The sequence below is a fragment of the Streptomyces sp. MUSC 14 genome (assembly GCF_001866675.1).
Classification (GTDB): Bacteria; Actinomycetota; Actinomycetes; order Streptomycetales; family Streptomycetaceae; genus Streptomyces.
On sequence record NZ_MLYN01000022.1, the window covers coordinates 31,017 to 52,052 of the forward strand.

General features: G+C 70.3%; 19 protein-coding genes and 1 pseudogene. 17 read left to right on the forward strand and 3 right to left on the reverse strand.

The features are described 5' to 3' along the window. Positions 1–77: 77 nt before the first annotated feature. Genes BIV25_RS13240 through BIV25_RS13255 form a run of 4 tightly spaced genes read left to right on the forward strand, consistent with a single transcriptional unit; the run spans position 78 to position 6,431 of the window. Complete coding sequence (locus BIV25_RS13240) at positions 78–3,125, forward strand: lantibiotic dehydratase (RefSeq protein WP_071372475.1); 3,048 nt, start codon at positions 78–80, stop codon at positions 3,123–3,125. Beyond that, complete coding sequence (locus tag BIV25_RS13245) at positions 3,122–4,333, forward strand: lanthionine synthetase C family protein (RefSeq protein WP_071372476.1); 1,212 nt, start codon at positions 3,122–3,124, stop codon at positions 4,331–4,333. The genes BIV25_RS13240 and BIV25_RS13245 overlap by 4 nt, the downstream gene beginning before the upstream one ends. Next, complete coding sequence (locus BIV25_RS13250; RefSeq protein ID WP_071372477.1) at positions 4,315–5,292, forward strand: thiopeptide-type bacteriocin biosynthesis protein; 978 nt, start codon at positions 4,315–4,317, stop codon at positions 5,290–5,292. The genes BIV25_RS13245 and BIV25_RS13250 overlap by 19 nt, the downstream gene beginning before the upstream one ends. Next, positions 5,289–6,431: a hypothetical protein gene (locus BIV25_RS13255; RefSeq protein ID WP_071372478.1), complete on the forward strand. Its 1,143-nt coding sequence runs from the start codon at positions 5,289–5,291 to the stop codon at positions 6,429–6,431. The genes BIV25_RS13250 and BIV25_RS13255 overlap by 4 nt, the downstream gene beginning before the upstream one ends. A gap of 34 nt (positions 6,432–6,465) precedes the next feature. On the opposite strand, the gene BIV25_RS13260 is transcribed toward BIV25_RS13255, so the two are convergent. Further along, positions 6,466–7,116: a LysE family translocator gene (locus BIV25_RS13260; protein ID WP_079176612.1), complete on the reverse strand. Its 651-nt coding sequence runs from the start codon at positions 7,114–7,116 to the stop codon at positions 6,466–6,468. A 259-nt stretch (positions 7,117–7,375) separates the two neighbouring features. Here BIV25_RS13260 and BIV25_RS13265 point away from each other — a divergent pair, with 259 nt between their 5' ends. The 12 genes from BIV25_RS13265 (at position 7,376) to BIV25_RS13320 (ending at position 18,482) form a co-directional block, all read left to right on the forward strand. Beyond that, positions 7,376–7,753 (forward strand): hypothetical protein, encoded by a 378-nt coding sequence (locus tag BIV25_RS13265; RefSeq protein WP_143076623.1) that lies wholly within the window; start codon positions 7,376–7,378, stop codon positions 7,751–7,753. Next, complete coding sequence (locus BIV25_RS13270; RefSeq protein WP_143076624.1) at positions 7,743–8,174, forward strand: DUF6093 family protein; 432 nt, start codon at positions 7,743–7,745, stop codon at positions 8,172–8,174. Before BIV25_RS13265 ends, BIV25_RS13270 begins: the two co-directional genes overlap by 11 nt. Further along, positions 8,174–8,602 (forward strand): HK97 gp10 family phage protein, encoded by a 429-nt coding sequence (locus BIV25_RS13275; RefSeq protein WP_071372482.1) that lies wholly within the window; start codon positions 8,174–8,176, stop codon positions 8,600–8,602. The genes BIV25_RS13270 and BIV25_RS13275 overlap by 1 nt, the downstream gene beginning before the upstream one ends. Continuing rightward, on the forward strand, positions 8,599–9,048 hold the full coding sequence (locus BIV25_RS13280; protein ID WP_143076625.1) for a hypothetical protein: 450 nt from the start codon (positions 8,599–8,601) through the stop codon (positions 9,046–9,048). The genes BIV25_RS13275 and BIV25_RS13280 overlap by 4 nt, the downstream gene beginning before the upstream one ends. 135 nt (positions 9,049–9,183) lie before the next feature. After that, a complete protein-coding gene (locus BIV25_RS13285) occupies positions 9,184–9,837 on the forward strand; it encodes a hypothetical protein (RefSeq protein WP_071372484.1) in 654 nt (217 codons plus the stop codon). A gap of 2 nt (positions 9,838–9,839) precedes the next feature. After that, complete coding sequence (locus BIV25_RS13290) at positions 9,840–10,403, forward strand: hypothetical protein (protein ID WP_143076626.1); 564 nt, start codon at positions 9,840–9,842, stop codon at positions 10,401–10,403. Beyond that, complete coding sequence (locus tag BIV25_RS13295; protein ID WP_071372486.1) at positions 10,346–10,744, forward strand: hypothetical protein; 399 nt, start codon at positions 10,346–10,348, stop codon at positions 10,742–10,744. Before BIV25_RS13290 ends, BIV25_RS13295 begins: the two co-directional genes overlap by 58 nt. A gap of 37 nt (positions 10,745–10,781) precedes the next feature. Then, complete coding sequence (locus BIV25_RS13300) at positions 10,782–15,050, forward strand: phage tail tape measure protein (protein ID WP_071372487.1); 4,269 nt, start codon at positions 10,782–10,784, stop codon at positions 15,048–15,050. Beyond that, entirely contained in the window at positions 15,050–15,985 is a 936-nt protein-coding gene (locus BIV25_RS13305) for a phage tail domain-containing protein (protein ID WP_071372488.1), read from the forward strand. Before BIV25_RS13300 ends, BIV25_RS13305 begins: the two co-directional genes overlap by 1 nt. An 11-nt stretch (positions 15,986–15,996) precedes the next feature. Continuing rightward, positions 15,997–16,923 carry a hypothetical protein gene (locus BIV25_RS13310; RefSeq protein WP_143076627.1) on the forward strand — a complete coding sequence of 309 codons (927 nt, stop codon included), beginning with the start codon at positions 15,997–15,999 and terminating at the stop codon, positions 16,921–16,923. Then, positions 16,920–18,035 carry a hypothetical protein gene (locus tag BIV25_RS13315; RefSeq protein ID WP_071372490.1) on the forward strand — a complete coding sequence of 372 codons (1,116 nt, stop codon included), beginning with the start codon at positions 16,920–16,922 and terminating at the stop codon, positions 18,033–18,035. Before BIV25_RS13310 ends, BIV25_RS13315 begins: the two co-directional genes overlap by 4 nt. Next, complete coding sequence (locus tag BIV25_RS13320; RefSeq protein WP_071372491.1) at positions 18,036–18,482, forward strand: hypothetical protein; 447 nt, start codon at positions 18,036–18,038, stop codon at positions 18,480–18,482. It begins immediately after the preceding gene. 55 nt (positions 18,483–18,537) lie between these two features. On the opposite strand, the gene BIV25_RS13325 is transcribed toward BIV25_RS13320, so the two are convergent. Continuing rightward, positions 18,538–18,909 (reverse strand): hypothetical protein, encoded by a 372-nt coding sequence (locus BIV25_RS13325; protein WP_071372492.1) that lies wholly within the window; start codon positions 18,907–18,909, stop codon positions 18,538–18,540. A gap of 35 nt (positions 18,910–18,944) precedes the next feature. After that, a complete protein-coding gene (locus BIV25_RS13330) occupies positions 18,945–19,490 on the reverse strand; it encodes a hypothetical protein (RefSeq protein WP_071372493.1) in 546 nt (181 codons plus the stop codon). A 347-nt stretch (positions 19,491–19,837) separates the two neighbouring features. Here BIV25_RS13330 and BIV25_RS13335 point away from each other — a divergent pair. Next, a pseudogene (locus tag BIV25_RS13335) lies at positions 19,838–20,767 on the forward strand (peptidoglycan-binding protein); the annotation flags it as partial. Between the last annotated feature and the right edge of the window lie 269 nt (positions 20,768–21,036).

The following is a 21,036-nucleotide window of genomic DNA, read 5'->3' on the forward strand; positions in this document are numbered from 1 at the left end:
CTCAGCTGCTGGGGCGGCAACACATGACTGTCGCCCCAGCAGCACCTGTAGACGCGCCCACCCGTGGGGGGAAACCAGTGGCACACGGATCACCCAGCACCTACCAGTGGCAGCCCGCGATTCTGCTGCGGGCATCAACCGCAGCCCAGCCGATACCTGTTCCGGACCTCGACCCGTACGGTGACGACATCGCCGCCCAAGGCAGCCAGTGGCTGGCCTGCGTCTGGCGGGGCCCGCTGCCTGCCGCTGTCGCCGTCGCCAGCCCCGTTCTGTGCCAGCGGGTCGCCGCGATCCTGGACGGCGCCCTGACCGACGGCCGCCGCATCCGCAGTGCCGTACGCTCCGTCGGCGCATACCTGCTGCGCTGGAACCACCGGCCCACACCGTTCGGGGTGTTCGCAGGAGTCGCCCTCGCCCGGCCGGCTGACGAACCGGGCATCGACTGGGGGACTGGCTACCGTACGCGGCTGCGTCCCGATGCCGACTGGCTGGCCGACGCCATCACCCATTTGGAAGCCGACCCGGCGTTGCTCGCCCGGCTGATGGTCGTCTCGAACAACACCGGTCATCCGCGCGGAGACCGGTATGTCGTCGGCGGCAAGCCCACCACCGGACGCACCGGCGGCTACGCCCCCGTTGAGGTGTCCATCCGCCGCACCCGGCCCGTGGCCGCGGTTTTGGACGCGGCCCGCTCCCCGGTCGGCTACAGCGATCTGCTGGCCCTGCTCGCAGCCCGGTTCCCCACGGCTCGTCCTACCCAGCTCGAACGGCTCGTCCAAGATCTGGTCAACCGGCATGTCCTAATCAGCAGTCTGTGGCCGCCCATGACCCATGCCGATCCACTCGGCCACGTGTGCGCCGAACTCGACCGGGCCGACGCAGCCGGCCTGCCCGGCGTCTCCGCCCTGGCCGCACAGCTCACCGAGATACAGCACCTGATCAACCAGCCTGATACCGCTGTTCCCTGGGCCGCGGACTCCCATCTCGTCCGGGCGATGCACGCTGTCAGCCGGATTGCTCCTACCCCCGTGCTGGTCGACGCCGTTCTCGACGCCACGGCTCACATTCCCCGAGCCCTGCTTGCCGAAGCAGCCGAAGCAGCCGACGTCATGGCCCGTTTATCGCCGCACCCCTACGGCTATCCACAGTGGCGCGACTATCACCAGCGGTTCCTCGACCGCTACGGGCCTGGAACGGCCATACCAGTCTTGGAGCTGACCGCTGACAGCGGACTCGGCTACCCCGCTGGATATCTGGGATCGGACCGCGGCCGTGCGCCCTACCAGTGGACCCGCCGGGACGATACGGTCCTGCGTCTCATGCAGGAAGCATCGCTGGCCGGCCGCTCCGAACTCGTCCTCACCCGGTCACACATCGCCGAGCTGACCGCCGAGCACACCGACCCCACCCATACCGCGCCCCGGGCCGAGATCGCCGTAGAGATCCACGCCCCCACCCTCGACGCGGTCCGACGCGGCGCATACCGGCTGTTCGTCACCGGCGCACCCCGGCCCGGAAGCAGCATGCTCGGACGGTTTGCCCACTTGCTGCCCCCCGACGGCCAGGCCGCACTCAGCGAGAGTTACGTCACCGCCAGCCCCGGCGCCGTACCGGCACAGCTGTCGTTCAGCCCGCGTCGGCGCCGCAACGAAAACGTTGCCCGCGTGCCCCAGATGCTTCCCCACACCATCTCCTTGGCAGAACACCCCACGCCCGGCCCAGACGTCATCCCGCTGGGCGACCTCGCGGTGACCGCCGACCCGGAGCGGTTCCACCTGGTGCGCATGTCGACCGGTCAGCGCATAGAACCCCGCGTCACTCACGCCCTGGAAGCATCCGTCCACACACCGCCGCTCGCCCGGTTCCTGGCAGAGATCACCACCTCACGCACGGCCGCCTACAAGTCGTTCGCGTTCGGTGCCGCATCGCCCCTGCCGTACCTGCCCCGGGTCCGGTACAAGCGGACCATCCTGCGTCCCGCCCGCTGGCTGCTGTCCGCCGATGAGCTGCCGGGCCGCTCCGCACCGATGTCCCACTGGAACAAGGCACTTGACCGATGGCGGGAACGGCTGCACATCCCTGACCGGTTCGCCCTGGTCGAGAACGACCAACAGTTACCCATCGACCTGGACCGGGACCTGGACCGCGCACTGCTACGGTCCTGCCTGGACCGCACCCACCTGGTCGAGGTCCGCGAAACGCCCACGCCGCAGGACCGGGCCTGGATCGGCCGCCCCCACGAACTCCTCATCCCGCTCGCCCACACCAAGGCCGCCGCACCGGACCCGACGCCCACGCCCGCCCTCCATATACCGCCGCACCCGCGGGGGCGCTCCGCTGTCCTGCACACCCGGCTGCACGCCCACCCGTTACGGTTCAACCAGATCCTCACCACGCACCTGCCGGACCTGATCGCCCGGTTCCCAAAACCGCCGCGCTGGTGGTTCCACCGGCACCACGACGCCCACCGCCCCGACACAGGCCACCACCTGGCGCTGTACCTGGACCTCGCCACCCCCGACGCCTACGGGCAAGCCGCAGCCTTCGCCCACGACTGGGCGGCCGACCTCACCCGTCACCACCTGGCCACTGGCATGGAGCTGGTGGCCTACGAACCGCACACCGGCCACTACGGTCACGGCGCCGCACTCGCCGCAGCACACGAAGTGTTCGCGGCCGACACGGCCGCCGCCGTGGCACAGATCCGTGCCGCCAACGAAGACACCGGCACAGGACAGGCGCTGACGGCAGCCAGCATCCTCAATCTGACAGTGCGGTTCACCGGCGGATCGAAAGAGGCAGCGGACTGGCTGACCCAGCACCTCCCCAAGGAAGCCGGCCCCCTGGACCGCGCCCTGACCCGGCAAGCCATCACGTGGACGGACCCCGCCGCCCTGGCCGCCCTTCCCGCCGGTGACAACGTCACCGCAGCCTGGCGGACCCGGGCCTCCGTCCTGACCGCCTACCGCCGGCACTGTGCCCACGGCCAGGACACGGACGCGGTACTGCGGTCTCTGCTGCACCTGCACCAGGTGCGCGCGCTGTCCGACGATCCCGACCAGCGGCGCATCACGCACCGGCTTGCCCGAGCCTGCGCCCTGCACCCTCATACCGGCCAGTCATGACCTCCGCCGACGCAATCGCCGCCGCCCTGGACCGCCCGGCCCTGCCGCGAGCCGATCAGCCGTGGCTCACACAATCCCTGTCCAGCGGCCCAGCAGGCACGGCCCTGCTCTATATCGAACGCGCCCACATTGGAAGCGGCACCTGGCACCAGGCCCACACCTGGATCAAGGCCGCCACCCTCACCCCGGTCAGCGCCTCCGACACCAGCGGCCTGTTCCTGGGCGCACCGGCCCTCGCCTTCACCCTCAACTGCGCCGCCACCGCGAACTCGGCCCGATACCACCAGGCACTGAAAGCCGTCGACCAGCACGTCACCGTCCTCGCCCACCGTCGCGTCGACATCGCCAACCACCGGGCGCACAAAGGTGAACGCCCCACCTTCCACGAGTACGACGTCTTCCACGGCCTGACCGGGATCGGCGCATACCTACTGCGCCGCCACCCGGGCAGCACCGCGCTGGAACGCATACTCGCCTACCTCGTCACCCTGACGCGCCCCGTTCACGACGACCAGCTCGGAACCGTGCCCGGCTGGTGGGTCGGCCACGACCCCAACCTCACGCACGCCCCGGGCTTCCCCGGCGGGCACGCCAACCTCGGCGTGGCACACGGCATCAGCGGCCCCCTGCTGCTGATGGCGCGCGCCCTGCGCCACGGCATCACTGTGGACGGCCAGGCCACCGCGATCCATGACGTCCTCGCCTGGCTGGACCAGTGGCGACAGGAATCCGCCCTCGGACCCTGGTGGCCCCAGCACCTCACACTCGGCGACCTGCGTAACGGCCGCCTCCCTCAGAACGGGCCGGGTCGGCCCAGCTGGTGCTACGGAACCCCCGGCATTGCCCGCGCCGGGCAGAGCGCCGCCATTGCGCTGCGCGACGCCGCACGGCGAAACGAGTACGAAGGCGCCATGGCCAGCTGTCTGACTGACCCGCGGCAGCTGGCCCGGCTGACCGACACCAGCCTGTGCCACGGCTGGGCCGGCGTCTACCAGACGGCCTGGCGCGCGGCCCACGACACCGCTACGCCAGCCCTGCACGCCGTCCTGCCGCGTCTCGCCGACGCCCTGATCCGGCACACCCCACCCACCGGCGGACGTGAACCCGGACTGCTGCTCGGCGACGCGGGCGCAGCTCTGGCCCTGACCACCGCAGCCCGCGACGCTGCCCCGGCCTCCGGATGGGATACATGCCTGCTGATCGACTGACCACTACCGTCCGTGCCGTCCTGGACCTCCTCTCCGGAACCCCGCTGGAGACGGCCGCCGCCCGCGCCGGCCTGGAGCCCACCGAACTGGACGCCGCCGCCACCGTCTACCAGCAGGCCGGACAGCAGGCCCTCGCCCAGCAGGCAGGACCTCCCGGATGGAAGCAGCTGTACATCCAGTTCACCGACTGGGCCAAGGCCGAGCAGACCGCAGCAGACCGCCTGGTCCCCGTCCTGGACCGGGCCCGAGCAAGCGGCCGGATCACCGGCTGGTGGTTCATCCGCAAGCACCCGTGCTGGCGCCTGCGCATCCTGCCCTCAGTACCCGCAGCACAGACGCCATCCGCCGTCACCGACGTCTTGGACGAACTCACATCCGCCGACCGAATTCACACCTGGTGGCCCGGCACCTACGAACCTGAGACAGCAGCGTTCGGCGGCACCGCCAGCATGACCATCGCGCACACCCTGTTCTGCGCCGACAGCCACGCGATCCTGACCACACCCAACGGCACCCTCGGCCGCCGTGAACTGTCAGTTCTGCTGTGCTCCACCCTGATGCGCGCCGCAGCCCTGGAGTGGTACGAGCAAGGAGACGTCTGGCACCGCATCACGCTCGACCGCCCTCTCCCCGACGGCACCGACCTCGACAAGGTCCACACCCTGGCCCGTCAGCTCGCACCCCTGCTGATCGCAGACACCAGCCCCACCGCCCCACTGCTCCAGTCCGACCAGACACTCCGGCCAGCCGCCCCATGGGTGGCCGCGTTCCGGAACGCGGGCATCGCACTCGGGGCCGCCTCCCGCGACGGAACCCTCGACCGTGGCCTGCGCCACGTGATCGGCTACCACGTGATCTTTCACTGGAACCGGCTAGGACTTGCCGCCAGCACCCAAAGCGTCCTGGCACACGCGGCCCGCACAGCGATCCTCCACCCGACCGAAGGAGCCGCACCGTGAGCGCCAGCCCACCGACCCGCCTGCACCCCGTTACCGCCCGGCTCCCGTTGGTCAGCCGCCCCCACCTGCACTACCCCAGCCTCGATGCCCGGATTGAAGAAGTCTCTGCCTGCGCGGCCAAGTCGGCTCTCGATCTCCCAACCTCAGACCGGATCAACGCCGCGTGCGCCACCTGGAACCTGTCCGCTCTGATCGCATCCGACTGCGGCATGCCCGGCTACGCGGAAGACCTGTGCCTGCGCCAGCTGCGACTGTTCCGGCAGGCACAGCCCATCACCGGAGACACCGCCATTGCCGCGCTCCAGCCGCTGGTCAACCTGATCCGCCTGACCGCCCGCGCCGGACAGAAGAACACCGCCTACGACCAGCTGACCGCCCTGCACCACGCCGTCCACCACGGCGGCCCCGCTACCGTCCACGGCCACACGATCGACCTGGCCGACTTCACCGACGACGCCACCCGCCAGCACATCCGCCCGTGGCTGCGGTTTGTCATGCTCGACGACGGAACCCGCCTGCTGGCATCAACTGCCCAGTGGACCAAAGCCGCCGCACACGCCGCAGCCTACGACGACACACCCAGCCGATTGACCGAAGCCCGCCAAACACGCGCCATCGCCGCGCTGGCGGACAGCGACCCCGACCATGCCGCCTCTCTCATCGACTCCGCCTGCGTCACCGATTCCTGGGAAACCGTCGTCGCCGATGTCCTGCGCTACCTCGTACGCGATCCTTCGGCCAGCACTACAGCCGCTCACTACTCTGCCCTGATCACCGCCGTGGAGAGCATCTTCGACCAGGCGCCCGCGCACACACGCTTGTTCCGGACGCGACTGGCTCTGACGGTCATCGAGATGGCCCCGCCCAGCAGCACAGCCCAAGCCAACCTTCATGACACTGTCGTCCATGACGTCCTCAAGGCCGAGGACTTCTACGCCGCCCGCGAGATCCTGCGTCGCAGCACCGCCCCGGCCAGCGCCCCCTACCGAGCCCAGATGAAAGACATCGTTCGGGGTGCCGGCCTCGGAGCGGGCCGCCTCCCCGACGGCGCTCTGCCCGTCATAGAAGAAGCCACATGCATTGCCGGGGACAGCCTCACCCGATGCCTGGCCCAGGACCGGACGCCCCCCGCCTTCTGAGCCGCCACACGACCGGGTAGCTCAACAGCGGTTATCAGCCACGCAGAGCCATGGCGGCCCCTAGGCCGATCAGGCTCACGCCCGACACTCCGGCAAGCCCCTGCCGGACGCGGGGGCGTCGCAGCAGAACCTCGACGCGGGCAAGGAGCCCAAGGACCAGCACGAACCAGAGCAGGCACAGGAACCAGAAAACCCCGGCGAGCACGGCATGCGCGGCCGTCGTCGTCAGGTTCGGCAGGGTGAACTGGGGGAAGAGGGACAGGTAGAAGGCCGCCACTTTGGGGTTCAGCAGGTTGCTGACCAGGCCCTGCCGAAAGGAGACGCGCGCGATGCGTCCTGTGACAGGTCGGGTGGGCTGGGCGTGCTGGTGTGCTGGAGCGTCCCCGTTGCTGCTTCGGCGCAGGCGGACGAAGTCGGTCAGGGATTGGACGCCGAGGTAGATGAGATACAGGGCGCCGGCGATGCGCACGGTTGTGTAGCCGACTTCCGAGGCGGTCAGCAGGGCGGTCAGACCGGCCACCGCGGCCGCGGCCAATATGGCGTGCCCCAGCATGATCCCCGCTGCGGTCGCGATGCCTGCACGCCGCCCCGATCGGGCCGTGGTGGCGAGCAGCAGGGTCAGGTCGGGGCCAGGCACGACGATGATGACCAGGGACGCGGCGACGAAGCCGAGCAGTTCTGACATGGGGATCCTTCAGCGTGTGTGTGAACCGCGGTCGACCGCGTCGAGGGAGCGGTTGGTAGGTGCCGGTGCCCATCGGTGACAACATGGCCATCTCAGCGGATGCCCCGACACCGGGGCAGGGCCAATCGCAACGATCTGGACTGACTTGCGAAGGCCGGGAGTCTCGGCCAGGGGCTGCCGAGGATCTTGGTCTCCATCGCCAAGGAGTTCTCGCCCGTCCGCCGGTTCGGTGTCCGACAGGCCGGTTAGCGTCGGCTGAATGGATCACACAAGCGACAAGGGCACAGCCCGGCGCGTGGAAATCATCGCGAGGGGCGAGCGAGCCGATATCGAGATCGACGGCACCCGGATAGATCCGAGTGCTGTCAGGGCGTACTCCGTCAGTCACTTCGCCGGTGAGCGGCCGGAGGTTGTGCTGCATGTTGCGGATCGCGGCGACGCCCAGTGGTCCGGGCTGGCCCGTGTCGCTGTGGCCGACGTTCCCGCCCCTGGCCCGGCGGCAGCCGTCTTCCTCGACGCGATCGACCCGGAGACCCTGGAGCGTGCCGCGCTGGCCCGTCCCGACCTGGGCTCCGAGCCGTACTCGCTGACCAAGGCGATGCTCGTCCAGCTCGGGGAGTGGGCTCGTGGCCTTTGACGTGGAGGGCGCGCGTCGGGTGGTGGGCCGCATCCTGGACGACAAGCTGGAGGCCTGGCGGGACAGCGCGGGCCGCACGGACGACGTGCTGGACGAGATCACGGGCAGATTGGTGCCGCCCAGGCCGGATGAGGAACTCCTGTGGGACGGGCTCGGCGCGATCACGCCGTTCGGCCGTCCCGCGATCACGCGGCCGGTCGGCGGGTCGGTGGCTGTCGAGCCGCCGACCACTGACTACCAGGCCGTGCTGCCCGTCGACGCTCCCGCGCTGCGGCGCGACGACGTGATCCGCGTGGCCGGATCTGTCCGCCCCGGAGGCCCGCGCGACCCCCAGTTGGTCGGGCGGCGTTTCCGCGTCTCCGACGAAGCTGTCGGTACCTACAGCGTGGTCCGCATCGTCCGGGTGCAGGTGATCGGCTGATGGCCGTGGAGAACCTGCACCCCAACGCTCCCTCCGACGCGACGGCGTTCCGCGACCCGATCGCCCTCGCTGCCGCCCTGGCCCGGCTGGGCCCGGCCGCCCGTGCCCGCACCCGGACGATCACCCGGCATCACGCGATGCTGCTGCGGGTCCGTATCCAGCGCAACGCGTCCGGCCGTCCGGGGCCGAACGTGATCACCGGCCAGTACCGGGCGTCATGGGACGTCCGGATGACTACCAGCGGCGGGCAGGTGACCGCGGAGGTGTTCACCGATGCTCCGCAGGCTCGGCGGTTGGAGTACGGCTTCGTCGGCGTCGACGCGCTCGGCCGCTACTACCGGCAGCCCCCGTACCCGCACGTCGAGCCCGCGTTCCGGCAGACCGAGCCGGCGTTCGTCCAGGCCCTGGAGGACGGAGTTCTGCCATGACCGCCCCACGCCTACCGGTGACGCGAGCCCTGGCGGCACTGATCGAGAAGGCCACCAGCCGACCATGCGGCGTCGGCGAACTCCCCCTCGTTCAAGGCAAGGCCGGAGACTGGCAGCCCGCAGACGTGCCGTACACCGTGCTCGATTCGCTTCCGGGTGAGTTCAGCGGGCCGCCGCTGTCGGACTGGCAGGCGGATGCGGCCTGGAGCTACCAGGTCACCTCGGTCGGCGAGCGTGGGGACCAGGTGCAGTGGCTCGCCGACCGCGTACGCCACGGTGTCCTCGGCCGCCATGACGGCAGCTGGACCTACGACCTGCGTGTCCCCCAAGGCCGTGTGATCGACCGGGAGTTGGCACACGAGGGCGGCGGCGAGACCTCCGTGTCGGCGGCAGGCGCTATCGTGTCTTACGTACAGCGGTTCACGATCACCGTGACCCCGGCCTGAAGACTCGGTTCTTCGGCTCCTCACCGCGGAGGCCCGCGCGGACGCTCGGCCCCAGGCCAGGCGAACCCCCTTTTGGTATCTCAAAGGGGCAGGGCCTTACGCATGGGACGCTGCCCCGGAAGTGGGAGCGGACCTGTGTCCTCGACCAAGCCGGCCACGAAGCCGTCCACCCAGACCCGATTCCTGCGGCGCGGCATCTCCCAGATCTACTGGCTCAGGAAGATCAACGACCCGAAGCGGCCGACCCGTACGGAGATCACCGAAGAGCCCAACCGGTTCGACCTGACCAAGGCCGTCAGCGACATCGAGGGCTGGGCGCTGACGAACGAGCCGATCGAGACCCCGGACATGGGCAGCACCTTCAATTCCTCGATCCCGGGCAACGACAAGGCCGACAGCAGCTCCCTGACCTTCTACGAGGACCGGTTCTCCGACGCGATCGAGCAGCAGCTCCCCAAGGGCGCCCAGGGCTACGTGGTCTTCCTGCGCAAGGGCGACATCCCCGGCTCCCGCTCGGTCGACGTCTTCCCCGTCCAGGTCGCCACCCGCGCCGCGACCTACAGCACCGGCAACGAGGCGGCGAAGTTCAAGGTGGACTTCACCATCACCGACGTGCCCTCTCTCGACGCCCCGGTGCCCGAGGCGTTCCACACCCTCCCCGCGCCGGTCGAGGACTGCGACGACGACCGCGAGCACCGCCACCACGGCGGTGAGCATGTCGACGTGACCGTCGTGAGCACCACCGCGACGGCGACCGCAGCCACCGTCCACGAGGACGTTGAGGACTGAGCATGTCGCGCCCGACGCCGGCCAAGCGCCCGCCATCCCCCTCCGCTGCCCGGCAGACGGCGGAGGGGGCATGGGCGGCCAAGATGGACCGCCTGCGCCACCGTGCCCGGCCGCAGAACAAGCTCCGCATCTGCGACGACGACCAGCTACGCCGACGCTTCGAGGACGCCGAACAGGCAGCCCAGCGCGCCCGGTTCCTCGCCGAGGCGAACCCCGACGATGAGCAGGTCGCCGAGCACGCCGCCCAGGCCACCACCGCGCTGGAGGACGCCCGCGCGGCGCTGGACGACGCCTCCGACTTCCTCACCTTCCTCGCCCTGCCCCGCCCCGTGCTGGAGGAACTGATCTCCCAGCACCCTCCGACCGAGCAGCAGGCCATAGAGGGGACGGTGTTCAACCCCGACACCTTCCCGGCCGCGCTGATCTCGGCGGCGTCCTTCGACGGCATGACCCGGGACGAGGCCGATGAGCTGCTGTCCACCTGGCCCGCGGCCGACGCCACCCTGCTGTGGGAGGCGGCCTGGTCCGTCCAGCAGGAAAGCCGGGTGGAGCTGGGAAAAGACTGAGCGGTGACGCGCAGCTGCGCGCCGAGCTGGAGCTGTGCGAGCGGTACCGGATCCCGCACTCGCAGTTCCTCGGCGGCGACGGCCGCTGGACGGACCTGGACCGGGCGAAGGCGCTGGCGTGGGCGCAGTGGCAGCGGTCGGTGTGCCCCCAGTGCCACACCCGGCTTCAGGACTGGGACCCGGAACACGGCGGTGACCCGCACGCCTACGTCACGGACACCCTGCGTTGTCCGGGCTGCGAGCTGATCGAGCAGGAACGCGACCACGTCCCCGCCGACCGCTCCGGCTACGGCGTGAAGATCCAGCTCCAGCCCCGCGCCCAGCACGCCGAACACCCCTGACCAACACCGGTACGACGACGTGAGGAGGCCTGCTGCGGTGGCCGGGTTCACCCTGACCGTGGCGATGCGCGCCGAGGTCCGCGACCTGATCGCGGGAACGCGCGCTGCCTCCGGCCAGATGCGGACCTTCGCCGACCGCACCGACGCCGCCAACCGGACCCTCGTCCGCCTGGAGGTCAACGGCGGCCGCGCGTTCGCGGCGTTCAACCGTTCCGCCCGCTCGTCCGTCGGCGAGCTGGACCGGATCGCCTCCCGTGCCACGGTGGCCCGCGTCAGCCTTCGAGCAGTCGGGGACGACGGGGCCCGCTCCATGTCCCGCTTCGAACGCGCCGTGGCCGGCGCGGGCAGGCGCAGCCTCGCCACCACCAGCCTCCTCGCGGGCGGCGGCCTGCTCCTCGGCGCGGGCGAGATGGTCGAGGAGGGCAACCGCTACCAGCGGCAGATGAACGTCTTCCGCGCGGTCACCGACGCCACGGCCGCGCAGATGAAGCGTGCCGATGCCGTCGCGCAGGAACTGGGCAACGACCTGTCCCTGCCGGGGATCACGGCAGCGGATGCGGCCGAGGGCATGGTCGACCTGTCCAAGGCGGGCTTTCGCGCCGATCAGTCGATCGACGCCGTACGCGCCTCGCTCCAGCTCGCCTCTGCGGCCGACGTCAACGCCGCCACGAGCGCCCGCTACCTGGGCGACATCATGGACCAGTACGGCCTCAGCGCAGATCAGGCGGCCAAGGCGTCCGACACGCTGGCGGCCACGGCCAACAACGCCTCCGGCTCCATCACCGACATCTACTACTCGATGCGGTACGCCGGACCGGTTGCCAACGCGCTCGGCGTCTCCCTTCAGGACACCGCGGCTGCGGTCGGCATGCTCGGCAAGGCAGGCATCCTCGGGCAGACGGCCGGCACCTCCCTGCGCGGCATCTTCGCCAACCTCGCCGCCCCGACCCCGCAGATGCGCGGTGCGCTGAAGGACCTCGGCATCGACGCCTTCGACGCCCAGGGCCGCTTCCGCGGTCTGCGTACGGTCATCGAGGGACTATCGAAGGCCGAGCACGAGATGTCCCAGCAGGACTTCACCGCCGCCGTCACCCGGGCGTTCGGCAAACCGGCGCTGTCCGGCGCGGTGGCCCTCGCCCACCAAGGCACCGAGTCCTTCGACGCGCTGTCGATGGCGGTACGGCAGACCGGCGCCGCAGCCCAGATCACCGCTTCGCGCGGTCAGGGCCTGACGGGTGCGATGACGCAGCTGCGCACCCAGGCCCGCCAGACCGGGCTGGCCCTCTACCAGGGCATGGCGCCGGGCCTGGAGTACGTCACCCGGCTGCTGACCCGCGGCATGGCCTCGGCGACGCCGTACCTGACCACCGCGCTCGCATACGGCCGGGACCTTGCGGTGCTGTACGGGCCGGAGCTGAAGGCGAAGACCGCATCGGGGCTCGGCGGCCTGATCGATGAGGCGAAACGGCTGGCCGCCCCCCTGAAGGACATGGGCGAGGACGCCCTCGCCACGGGGCTCAACCTGCTGGTCAACTCCGCCGAGGCCCTGGGCCAGGTTCTGGCCAACGCGGCCGACGGGGCGGAACCGCTGCTCCACGCCCTGGGCGGACTGGGCGATGAGGGCGGCGCCACCGCAGGCACACTCGACATCGTCGCGACGGCCGCGAACCTCGTCATCGACGCCGTCTCGGGGCTCTCCTACGTCCTGGTGCCCATCGGTCACCTCGTCGGCGGCCTGGTCCAGGGCTTCACGGCACTGCCGGGCCCGATTCAGTCGGCCGTCTTCGCCATGCTCCTGTTCCGCCGGGTCCAGCCAGCTTTGACCGGCGTGGCCAACACGCTCACTGGGCCCGTCCGCAACGGGTTTAGGGCCGCCACCGATGAGATGCGGCTCCAGCAGTCTCTGGCCGCCGCATCCGGCGTCACCGTGTCTCGGTACGGCGCCGCCTGGGCCGCCGTACAGGCCCGCGTCGGGTTCCTGGGCACCATGACCAGCGCGTTCCGCAGCGCGAACGGCGCCGGCGTGACGTTCACCGGCACGCTCAGCGGCATGGGCCGCGCTGCCGGATCGGGTCTGCGCTCGGCCCTCGGCGGCGTCACCAACGCACTCGGCGGCCCGTTCGGGATCGCCATGGCCGGTGTCTCGGTCGGCCTGGGCCTGCTGGCCGCACGCCAGCAGCGCGCGGCGCAGGCCGCGGCCGAGCACCAGCAGCGGATCTCCTCCCTCACCTCCGCGTTGCGCGAGTCCGGCGGGCAGATCGACAGCAACGTCCGCCAGCAGGCAGCCCAGACCCTGCTGGACACCAAGACCAGCCAGGGCCAGCTCACCAAGGTCCTGGACCAGGCCGGCGTGCCCCTGTCGACCCTGACAGACGCCTACCTCGGACAGGGCACGTCGCTGGAGGCGCTGCAGAAGCAGCTGCTGGCGACCGCCAACGCCCACCGCGAGTACAAGGACATCGCGGGCGGCAAGGCCACCGTCCTCGACTACTCCGACGTCGGCCAGCAGTACAAGGACGCCGCCGACGCTCTGGGCAGCGTCAAGGGCGAGATGGCCGAGTCCATCAAGAACGCCCGCGAGCTGGCGCAGGCCACCAGAGGCGCCGGCGACGGGACTTCCGCCTATGACCGGTTGAAGACTGCGGTCGGCGGCCTGGCCGACGAGACCGCCGACGCCGACACCCGCACCCGCTCCCTCAAGAGCGCGCTCGACCTGCTCTCCGGCGGCCAGATATCGCTCCAGGCGGCCACGGCGAAGGTCAACTCCGCGGTCCTTGACGTGCAGGAGGGCAGCCGGAACGTCAACCGAGGCCAGGGCTTCGGCGGCCGGCAGCTCGTCAACCAGGACCGGACTCTCAACACGACCACGCGGAACGGCCAGCAGCTCTACACCCAGCTCACCGCCCTCTCGGACGCGGCGGCCGATGCCTCGGTGGCGACGTATGACCTGGCCCAGCGCAATGGCGAGACTCTGCCTGCGGCGCTGGCCAAGGCCCGGGGCGAGATGAGCCGGGCCCGCGAGGAAGCGGTCAAGGCGGCCCAGGGCTACGGGCTGACCCGCGCCCAGGCCGAGGGCGTCGCCGACACCCTGGGCCTGCTGCCGTCGAAGGTGTCGCTGCTGCTTCAGACCAAGGGCATGGACAGCACGCTGGCGAACCTGATCGCCGTCCAGGCCGAGTTCCACCGGCTGCCGAACGCCAAGACGATCAAGGTCGACTCACTCAGCGACGGCGCGCAGCAGAAGCTGCGCCAACTCGGCTTCACCATCCGCACCGTTCCGGGCACCCGCCAGATCCAGATCACCGCCCCGACCGCGGCCGCCCGCAAGAGCCTCGACGGCCTGATCGACACACTCGGCCGAACCCCGAACAGCAAGACCGTCCGCGTCTCAGCGCCAACGGCCGCGGCCATCAAGAGCCTTCAGGCAGTCCAGGCCCAGGTCAGGGCCACCCCCGGCGCGAAGTCCGTCATCGTGCGCGCACCGACAGCACAGGCCCGAAAGGAACTTCAGGCGCTGGGCTTCCGGATCGAGCAGGTGCCCGGTTCGAAGAACGTCCGGGTGATCGTCCCGACCAGCGGACCGCGCAGGGCGGCCGACGCGATCCAGCAGCGCATCGACGCGCTGCGCGGGAAGACGATCACCGTCACCACCCGCCACACGACCATCCTCGACCAGGTCGTGCGAGAGGCAGATCCCTCCAAGATCGCCGACGTGCTGAACCAGCAGGCCGATGCCCAGCGCAGGGCCGCCAGCCGGCACGCCGCCGGAGGCGTGGTCGACTACTTCGCCGATGGCGGGATCACCGACCCCGCCTCCCGCCGCCGCGAGGACCACGTGGCACAGATCGCCCCGGCCGGCAGCTGGCGCATCTGGGCGGAGCCCGAAACCGGCGGCGAGGCCTACGTACCGCTCACGCCGTCGAAGCGGGAGCGGAGCAAGGCCGTGGTGGAGGACGTCGTCGGCCGCTTCGGCGGCGAGGTCCAGTGGTTCGCACGCGGCGGCATCAGCGCAGGCGGACGCGACTACACGCCCATGCTTGCCAACTCCTTCACACAGACCAGCAACGCCCAGGTCCTGGCCGGGGTCGTGCGTGCCTTCGACGTCCGCACCGGCAGCGAACCCGCCCGTACCCGCGTGGTCGACGCCCGCGCGGGCGGCCGGGTCCAGGTCGTCGTCGTGCGCGAGCAGCAACCGCTGATCGGCACCATGCCGGTCACCGTCACCGACAGCTCCGCCACACCCGAGCAGATCGGCAACGAGATGATGCGCAACCTGCGCAACGCCCAACGGGGCGGGAGGATTTGATGAGCACACCAGCAGCGCAGACACCGCCGATCGAGCTGGCCCCCTGGCAGTTCGAGATCGGCGGCGTCGTCCTGGGGCACGGCACCCGGATCCCGGTCGGGAACGTCGAAGGGCTCGGCGCACCCGCCACCCGCCCGCAGGACGTGGACAACCCTGTGGGCGACGGCACCTCTCCGGGCCAGGACTTCTACGGGCCCCGCACACTCCGCTTCGAGGCCGGCATCAAGACCCCCGGTGACCCGGCCGCGGCCGCCGACCTACTCGCCCGCCTGGAGCTGGCCCTCGACTCTCCGGCCGCCCGGACCCGGCCGGTGGGCCGTCACGTGCTGCGGGGCCGCTGGCCGGGACACCGCACCCGCCGCATGTACGGCAGGCTGCGCCGCCTGGAAGCCACCAGCACCGCCAACGCGGTCAACGGCTGGATTCCCCTGGACATCGAGTTCGCCGGTCTCGACCCGCGCTGGTACGACGACGAGCCGTCCCAGCTCCGCCTGGGCCTGGACCAGGCCGCCGCGCACAAGGACAGCGACCGCACCGCAGACCACGTGCTGTGTCCGCCGCTTGGCCGTGGCCACGCGGGCCCGGACGACCGGCCGGGCTGGGTCACCAACCACGGGAACGTGCCGACCTGGCCCAGCATCCGCGTCCACGGCCCGGTCACCAACCCGAGGATCTGGAACACCGCCACCCGCCGCACCCTCGAACTGCGCCTGTCCGTGCGCTCCGGAGAGTGGGTGGAACTGGAGACCCGGCCCGGCACCCGCTGGGCGCTGCGCAACGGCACGGTCAACGTCGCGAACGCCCTCACTCCGTCCTCGCGCCTCGACCAGTTCATGATCCCGCAGGGCCGCTCCGAGATCGGCTGGAGCGGCGACGACCTCACCGGTACCGCGCGCCTCGACGTGTCCTGGCGGTCGGCGTACACCGCCCTGTGAACGGAGACCAAGTGACCCTTGTCCAGCCCCCGATGATGGTGCACGGCGGCCATCACTCCGCCCGCGCGATGCGCCTGATGATCCGCGACCTGGCCCGCGGCCGCCAAGGCATCGCCGAACCCGGCGACCTCAAGGTCAGCCCCCTGGAGACGCCCGGAGCCGGGGTCCGTGTCGGAGACGGCTCGGCGTTGATCCATGGCGTGCGTCCGTGGCAGGGCGTCTACATGCAGAGCAACATCGGTGACGCGGTGGTCGATGTCCCGCCGACCGGCCCGGTCGCCCGCACCGACCTGCTCGTCCTGCGCGTCGAAGACCCCGAGTACGAAGGCGAGCGAGACCCCCGCCGGGAGGACATCGGCTACTTCCACCTCGTCCAGGGCGTGGGCGAGGACACGAGTGTGCTGCGGGAGATGACGGCCATCCCCCTGGCCCGCATCACTCTGCCCCGCAACACGGCCGCGGTGACCGCCGGGATGATCACGGACCTGCGGCGGATCGCCAGTCGGCGCACCGAGCGGACCCTGCGCACGGTGCATCCGACGGATGCCGAGACGGCGCCTGCCAAGCACGGCCAGTGGGCGAACTGGCCCAAGGAAGCCGCCTGGGACCTGGACATCCCGGCCTGGGCGACGAAGGCCACCATCGTGGTCACCCTGTCCGGGCTGCGCGCCGAGGCCGGCAACGTCTATGCCGAGCTGCGCACCCGCCTGGGCGAACGCAACGCCGCGCCGACCGTGGTGGACGACGACGGCACGACCACCCGCCGCTCCAGCGTGACCCTGGCGGACACCCTCACCCTGCCCCCGGCCTACCGGGGCACCCGCCAGCACCTGGCCGTGCAGATCAACCAGATCGACAAGTACGGCGACGGCGACCTGACGGTGGCCAGGGGCACCACGGTGATCGCCGACATCGAGTTCACGGAAAGCCCGGTGTGACGATGCCCGACTACCGGTACATCATCGCCCGCGCCACCACCGGCGAGGTTCTGCACTGGAACCTGCCGCTGACCGAAGTCGAGTTCGGGCCGGAGAAGTCCGGGCCCGGCTCGCTCCACGCCACCCTCAACCCCACCTACGGCGGCGGGTTGAGCGACATGCTCGACGACGCCGGCGACGTGGTGATCATGGTCGAGCGCAACGGGCGGCTGCTGTGGGGCGGAGTGCTGTGGCGGGCCGAACCCCAGGGCCCCAAACTCGCTGTCGAGGCGTCCGGGTTCACCAGCTACTTGCACCGCCGTTTCGATCTGCATGGCAACCTCGGCGGGCGCGGCCCGTACGTCGGGGCTGACCCGTGCCAGGTCATCCGCGACGTCTGGGCGTACGCGCAGGAGCAGCCGGACGGCGATCTCGGCGTCGTCGTGGACGACACGAAGTCCAAGGCGACCACCGGCACGGCGAAGGACCCCTACAGCACCTCCAAGTCCGACCCACGCAACCTGGGGGAGATCGTGGACGAGATGGCCGGCATCGCTGACGGACTGGAATGGACCGAGACCGTCACCTGGCGCGGCCGCCGTACCGAGCGGCGCATCGTCTTGGGCGCGCCCCGGCTCGGCCGACGCCGTGAGGACCTGACCTTCACCACCGGCGCCAACGTCACCGGCGAGCCCCAGGTCATCAAGGACGCCGACGCCTACGCCCAGTGGGTTGTCGGCCTCGGCGCCGGTGAGGGCAAGAAGCGCAAGGTCGTCATCGACGGTGTACGCAATGGCCGACTGCGCCTGGAACACAAGCTGGAGACCAGCGAGAAGGACGAGACCAAGCTTCACGAGCGTGCTCGGCGCGAGCGGCTGGCCCGGCAGATCCTGCCGACGCTCACCGAACTGGAGATCACCGACCATCCCGCAGCGCCCATCGAATCACTGCGGGTCGGCGATGACGTGCGGATACGGCTGCACGAGCCGCACACCGCCTACGACGGCTGGAACCGCATCGTCGGCTGGACCGTACGCCCCGGCGAAGGAGAGACGCCGGAGCGGGTGACGCTGAAGCTGGAGCGCACCTTCAAGCCGGAAGACAGCAGCGGCGACGAGACCGGGGAGCAGTAGATGCTGGACACGATCGCCGAGCTCGCACGCCGCCTGGCCGGACTGGAACGGCGCGTCACCGCACTGGAGCGCGCCGCACGCGCACCGTACCCACCGTGGCGGGACCTACCGCTCACCGCAGACACCGAGGTACCCGACTCCGCGCAGCCGCCGCAGATCCGCGCCACGCCGTGGAACACGCTGGAGTTCAGCGGCCGGATCGGGCTGAGTGGCGGACGGGCCGTGGACGAAGCGCCCGTCGCCCTGCTGCCGGACGGCTTCCGGCCCGCCGCGCCCCGCACCGTTCCGGTGGCCTCCGATGCGGCACAGCGCGGGCTGCGAGTGGACGTGGATGCCGAGGGCCGGATGCTGCTGCGCGTGCAGGACGGCGGGAGTGTGAAGGCCACCTGGGTCAGTCTCGACAGCGTCTCCTGTCGCATCGACGGTGACGAAGACAACGAGCCGTAGCACCAGGAAGGGGCGGGAGGTACAACCTCCCGCCCCCTGGATGCCAGACTGCGGATCAGACGGCGGCCAGCCCTGCCAGCACACCGAATCCGAGAGGGATCAGGAAGGCGACGCGACCGCGCGCGGACCGCGCCCCGTCCCTTCGGTCCAGGCAGGTCACGAGCCCGGCCGTGACGATGCCGAAGGTCACCGAGTACAGCAGGGTGTCCATCGCCGACGCGCGGCCCCACCCGTGGGCAAGCAAGGCGGTGATCGTCATCGTGCCACCGAACAATGCGGCGCCGGTCAACGCGTCACCCCCGGTGAGGACCAGAGGTTGGGTGCTCCCGTTGCGCTGCTGGCGCCAGACCTGGAAGACCAGCACGGCAACCAAGACGATTTCGGCTGCTGTGGCGAGCATGAACGATGTCTTGAATGCGATTTCCATGCGTCAACACCTCTCTTGCACGATGTTCCGGCAGCTCAGCCGCAAGAGGTGGCAACCGTAGACAGACCGGTAACCTCGCCGAAGATGCCGACGAGGAGCTTGAGCCGCTCCTGCTTGTTACCCGCCTGCACGATGAGCTTCGCACCCTTGAGCACACCACCGAACTTGGTGGCCTTGGAAACAAGAAGCGCGTTGCCAGCGATGAAGGCGCCGATCGCTCCGACACACTTGGTCACCTTCCAGGTGGTGCCCCAGGCGCTTCGCGGCTGGATCCCATGAGGGTCGAGCTTGGCCAGCGCCGCGGACTGCGCTGCCTCGTCGCCCGGGTACATCGCCTCGACCAGCTGCTGCATCGTGGGATTCTGCGGAAGCGCCCCCAGCCGTTCTTCCAGCCCTTCTTCGACGATCTGCGGAACGTCCGCTTCCTGGGCCGCCGCCAACGCAGATGCAGTGGCCTGGAGTTCCGTATTCTGCGCGTGCTTCGTCTCGGTGGCGGAGGCCATCGGCCCGGCCACTCCGAGAGCGACGGCTGCGACGACGCCGACCGCAGTGGTACGCAGGGCGGATCTCGATATCGACATGTGTGTTCCCCTCGTCTCATCGCGTTGCGATGGGCCCACACCGGTTGAGTTCTCCCTGGTCAAGGGTGATGTGTGGTGTCGGGCTTCCCCGATCCTGACTCTTGGTATAGAGATGGTAAAGAGAATTGAGGATCATCTGAGCTTGGCGAATTAACGGGAGAGAGCGCGGAGTGGGCTGCTGTCGGGTTGGCGAACTGTCGGGGGAGCCTCACCAGGCATGCCGGCACGTAACATGACACCTGGGTGACCCTCCACCCGCGCTTCGCAGCCAATCCCCGAGGGACCGGCCCGCATTCGTCAGGGCCCGGCCGACAGCCGTACGGCGCAGGGGAGAAGGCGAAGGGAGCGTGGCAACTCCGTTGAGTGCGGACAGGTTTCTGTCCGCGTTGAAGCACGAGGGTCTCGGTGTCGTCGAGCACGGCCGGTGGCGTACCCACAACCGCAACACCCACGGCGACTGGGGCCCTGTGAACGGGGTCGTGATCCACCACACCGGCCCCTACAGCTCCGAGGCCGAGATGGTGGAGCTGTGCCGCGTCGGCTACCAGGACCTGCCCGGACCGTTGTGCCATGGCGTGATCGACAGGTCCGGGACGGTCCACCTGGTCGGCTACGGCCGTACCAACCACGCCGGCCTCGGCGACAGGGACGTCCTCCTCGCGGTCATCGCGGAGAAGAAGAGCCTGCCGCGTGACAACGAGGCCGACACCGACGGCAACCGGCACTTCTACGGCTTCGAGTGCATCAACACCGGCAGCCAGCCCTGGCCCGCCGCCCAGCTTGACGCGATGGCCCGGGCCGCGGCGGCAGTATGCCGGGCGCACGGCTGGAACGAGCACAGCGTCATCGGCCACAAGGAGTGGCAGCCGGGCAAGCCGGACCCCGGCGGGATCGACATGGACGACTTCCGCGCTCGTGTCGCCCGCCACCTCAAGAGCGGCGGCACACCGGGCAAGCCGAAGCCCACACCTAGGCCGAAGCCGGCCCCCCGGCCCGTTCCGAAGCCGAAGCCCAGCCCGAAGCCGGCCCCGAAGTACGCCGCCTACCCGGGCAAGGACTTCTTCCACAACGGCCGGTCGTCCCCGGTGATCGAGGCCATGGCCAAACGACTCATCGCCGAGGGCTGCGACTCCTACGACACCCGGCCCGGCCCGGTGTGGAACGAGGCGCACCGCCGCTCGTACGCCGCCTGGCAGATCAGGCGCGGCTACCACGGCGCCGACGCCGACGGCATCCCCGGCCCGGCGACCTGGACCGCACTGCGCATCCCGCGCACGGCCGGCGCCACCGAACCCACCCCGAACCAGTCCGCCCAGGAGACCGACCCCATGCCGCAGGCCCTCGCCGACATAGCCGAACGCACCATCGCCACCTACCTCCAGACACTCCTGGGCCTGATGGCCGCCTCCCACACGACCGACCTGGTGTCACTGTCCGCCTGGCAAGCCGCCGCCGTCGCCGCAATGCCCGCCGCACTGTCGGCACTGAAGTCCACCCTGGGCACCGTGATCGGGCGCAGCGGCACCGCCTCGTGGCTGCCGCTCAG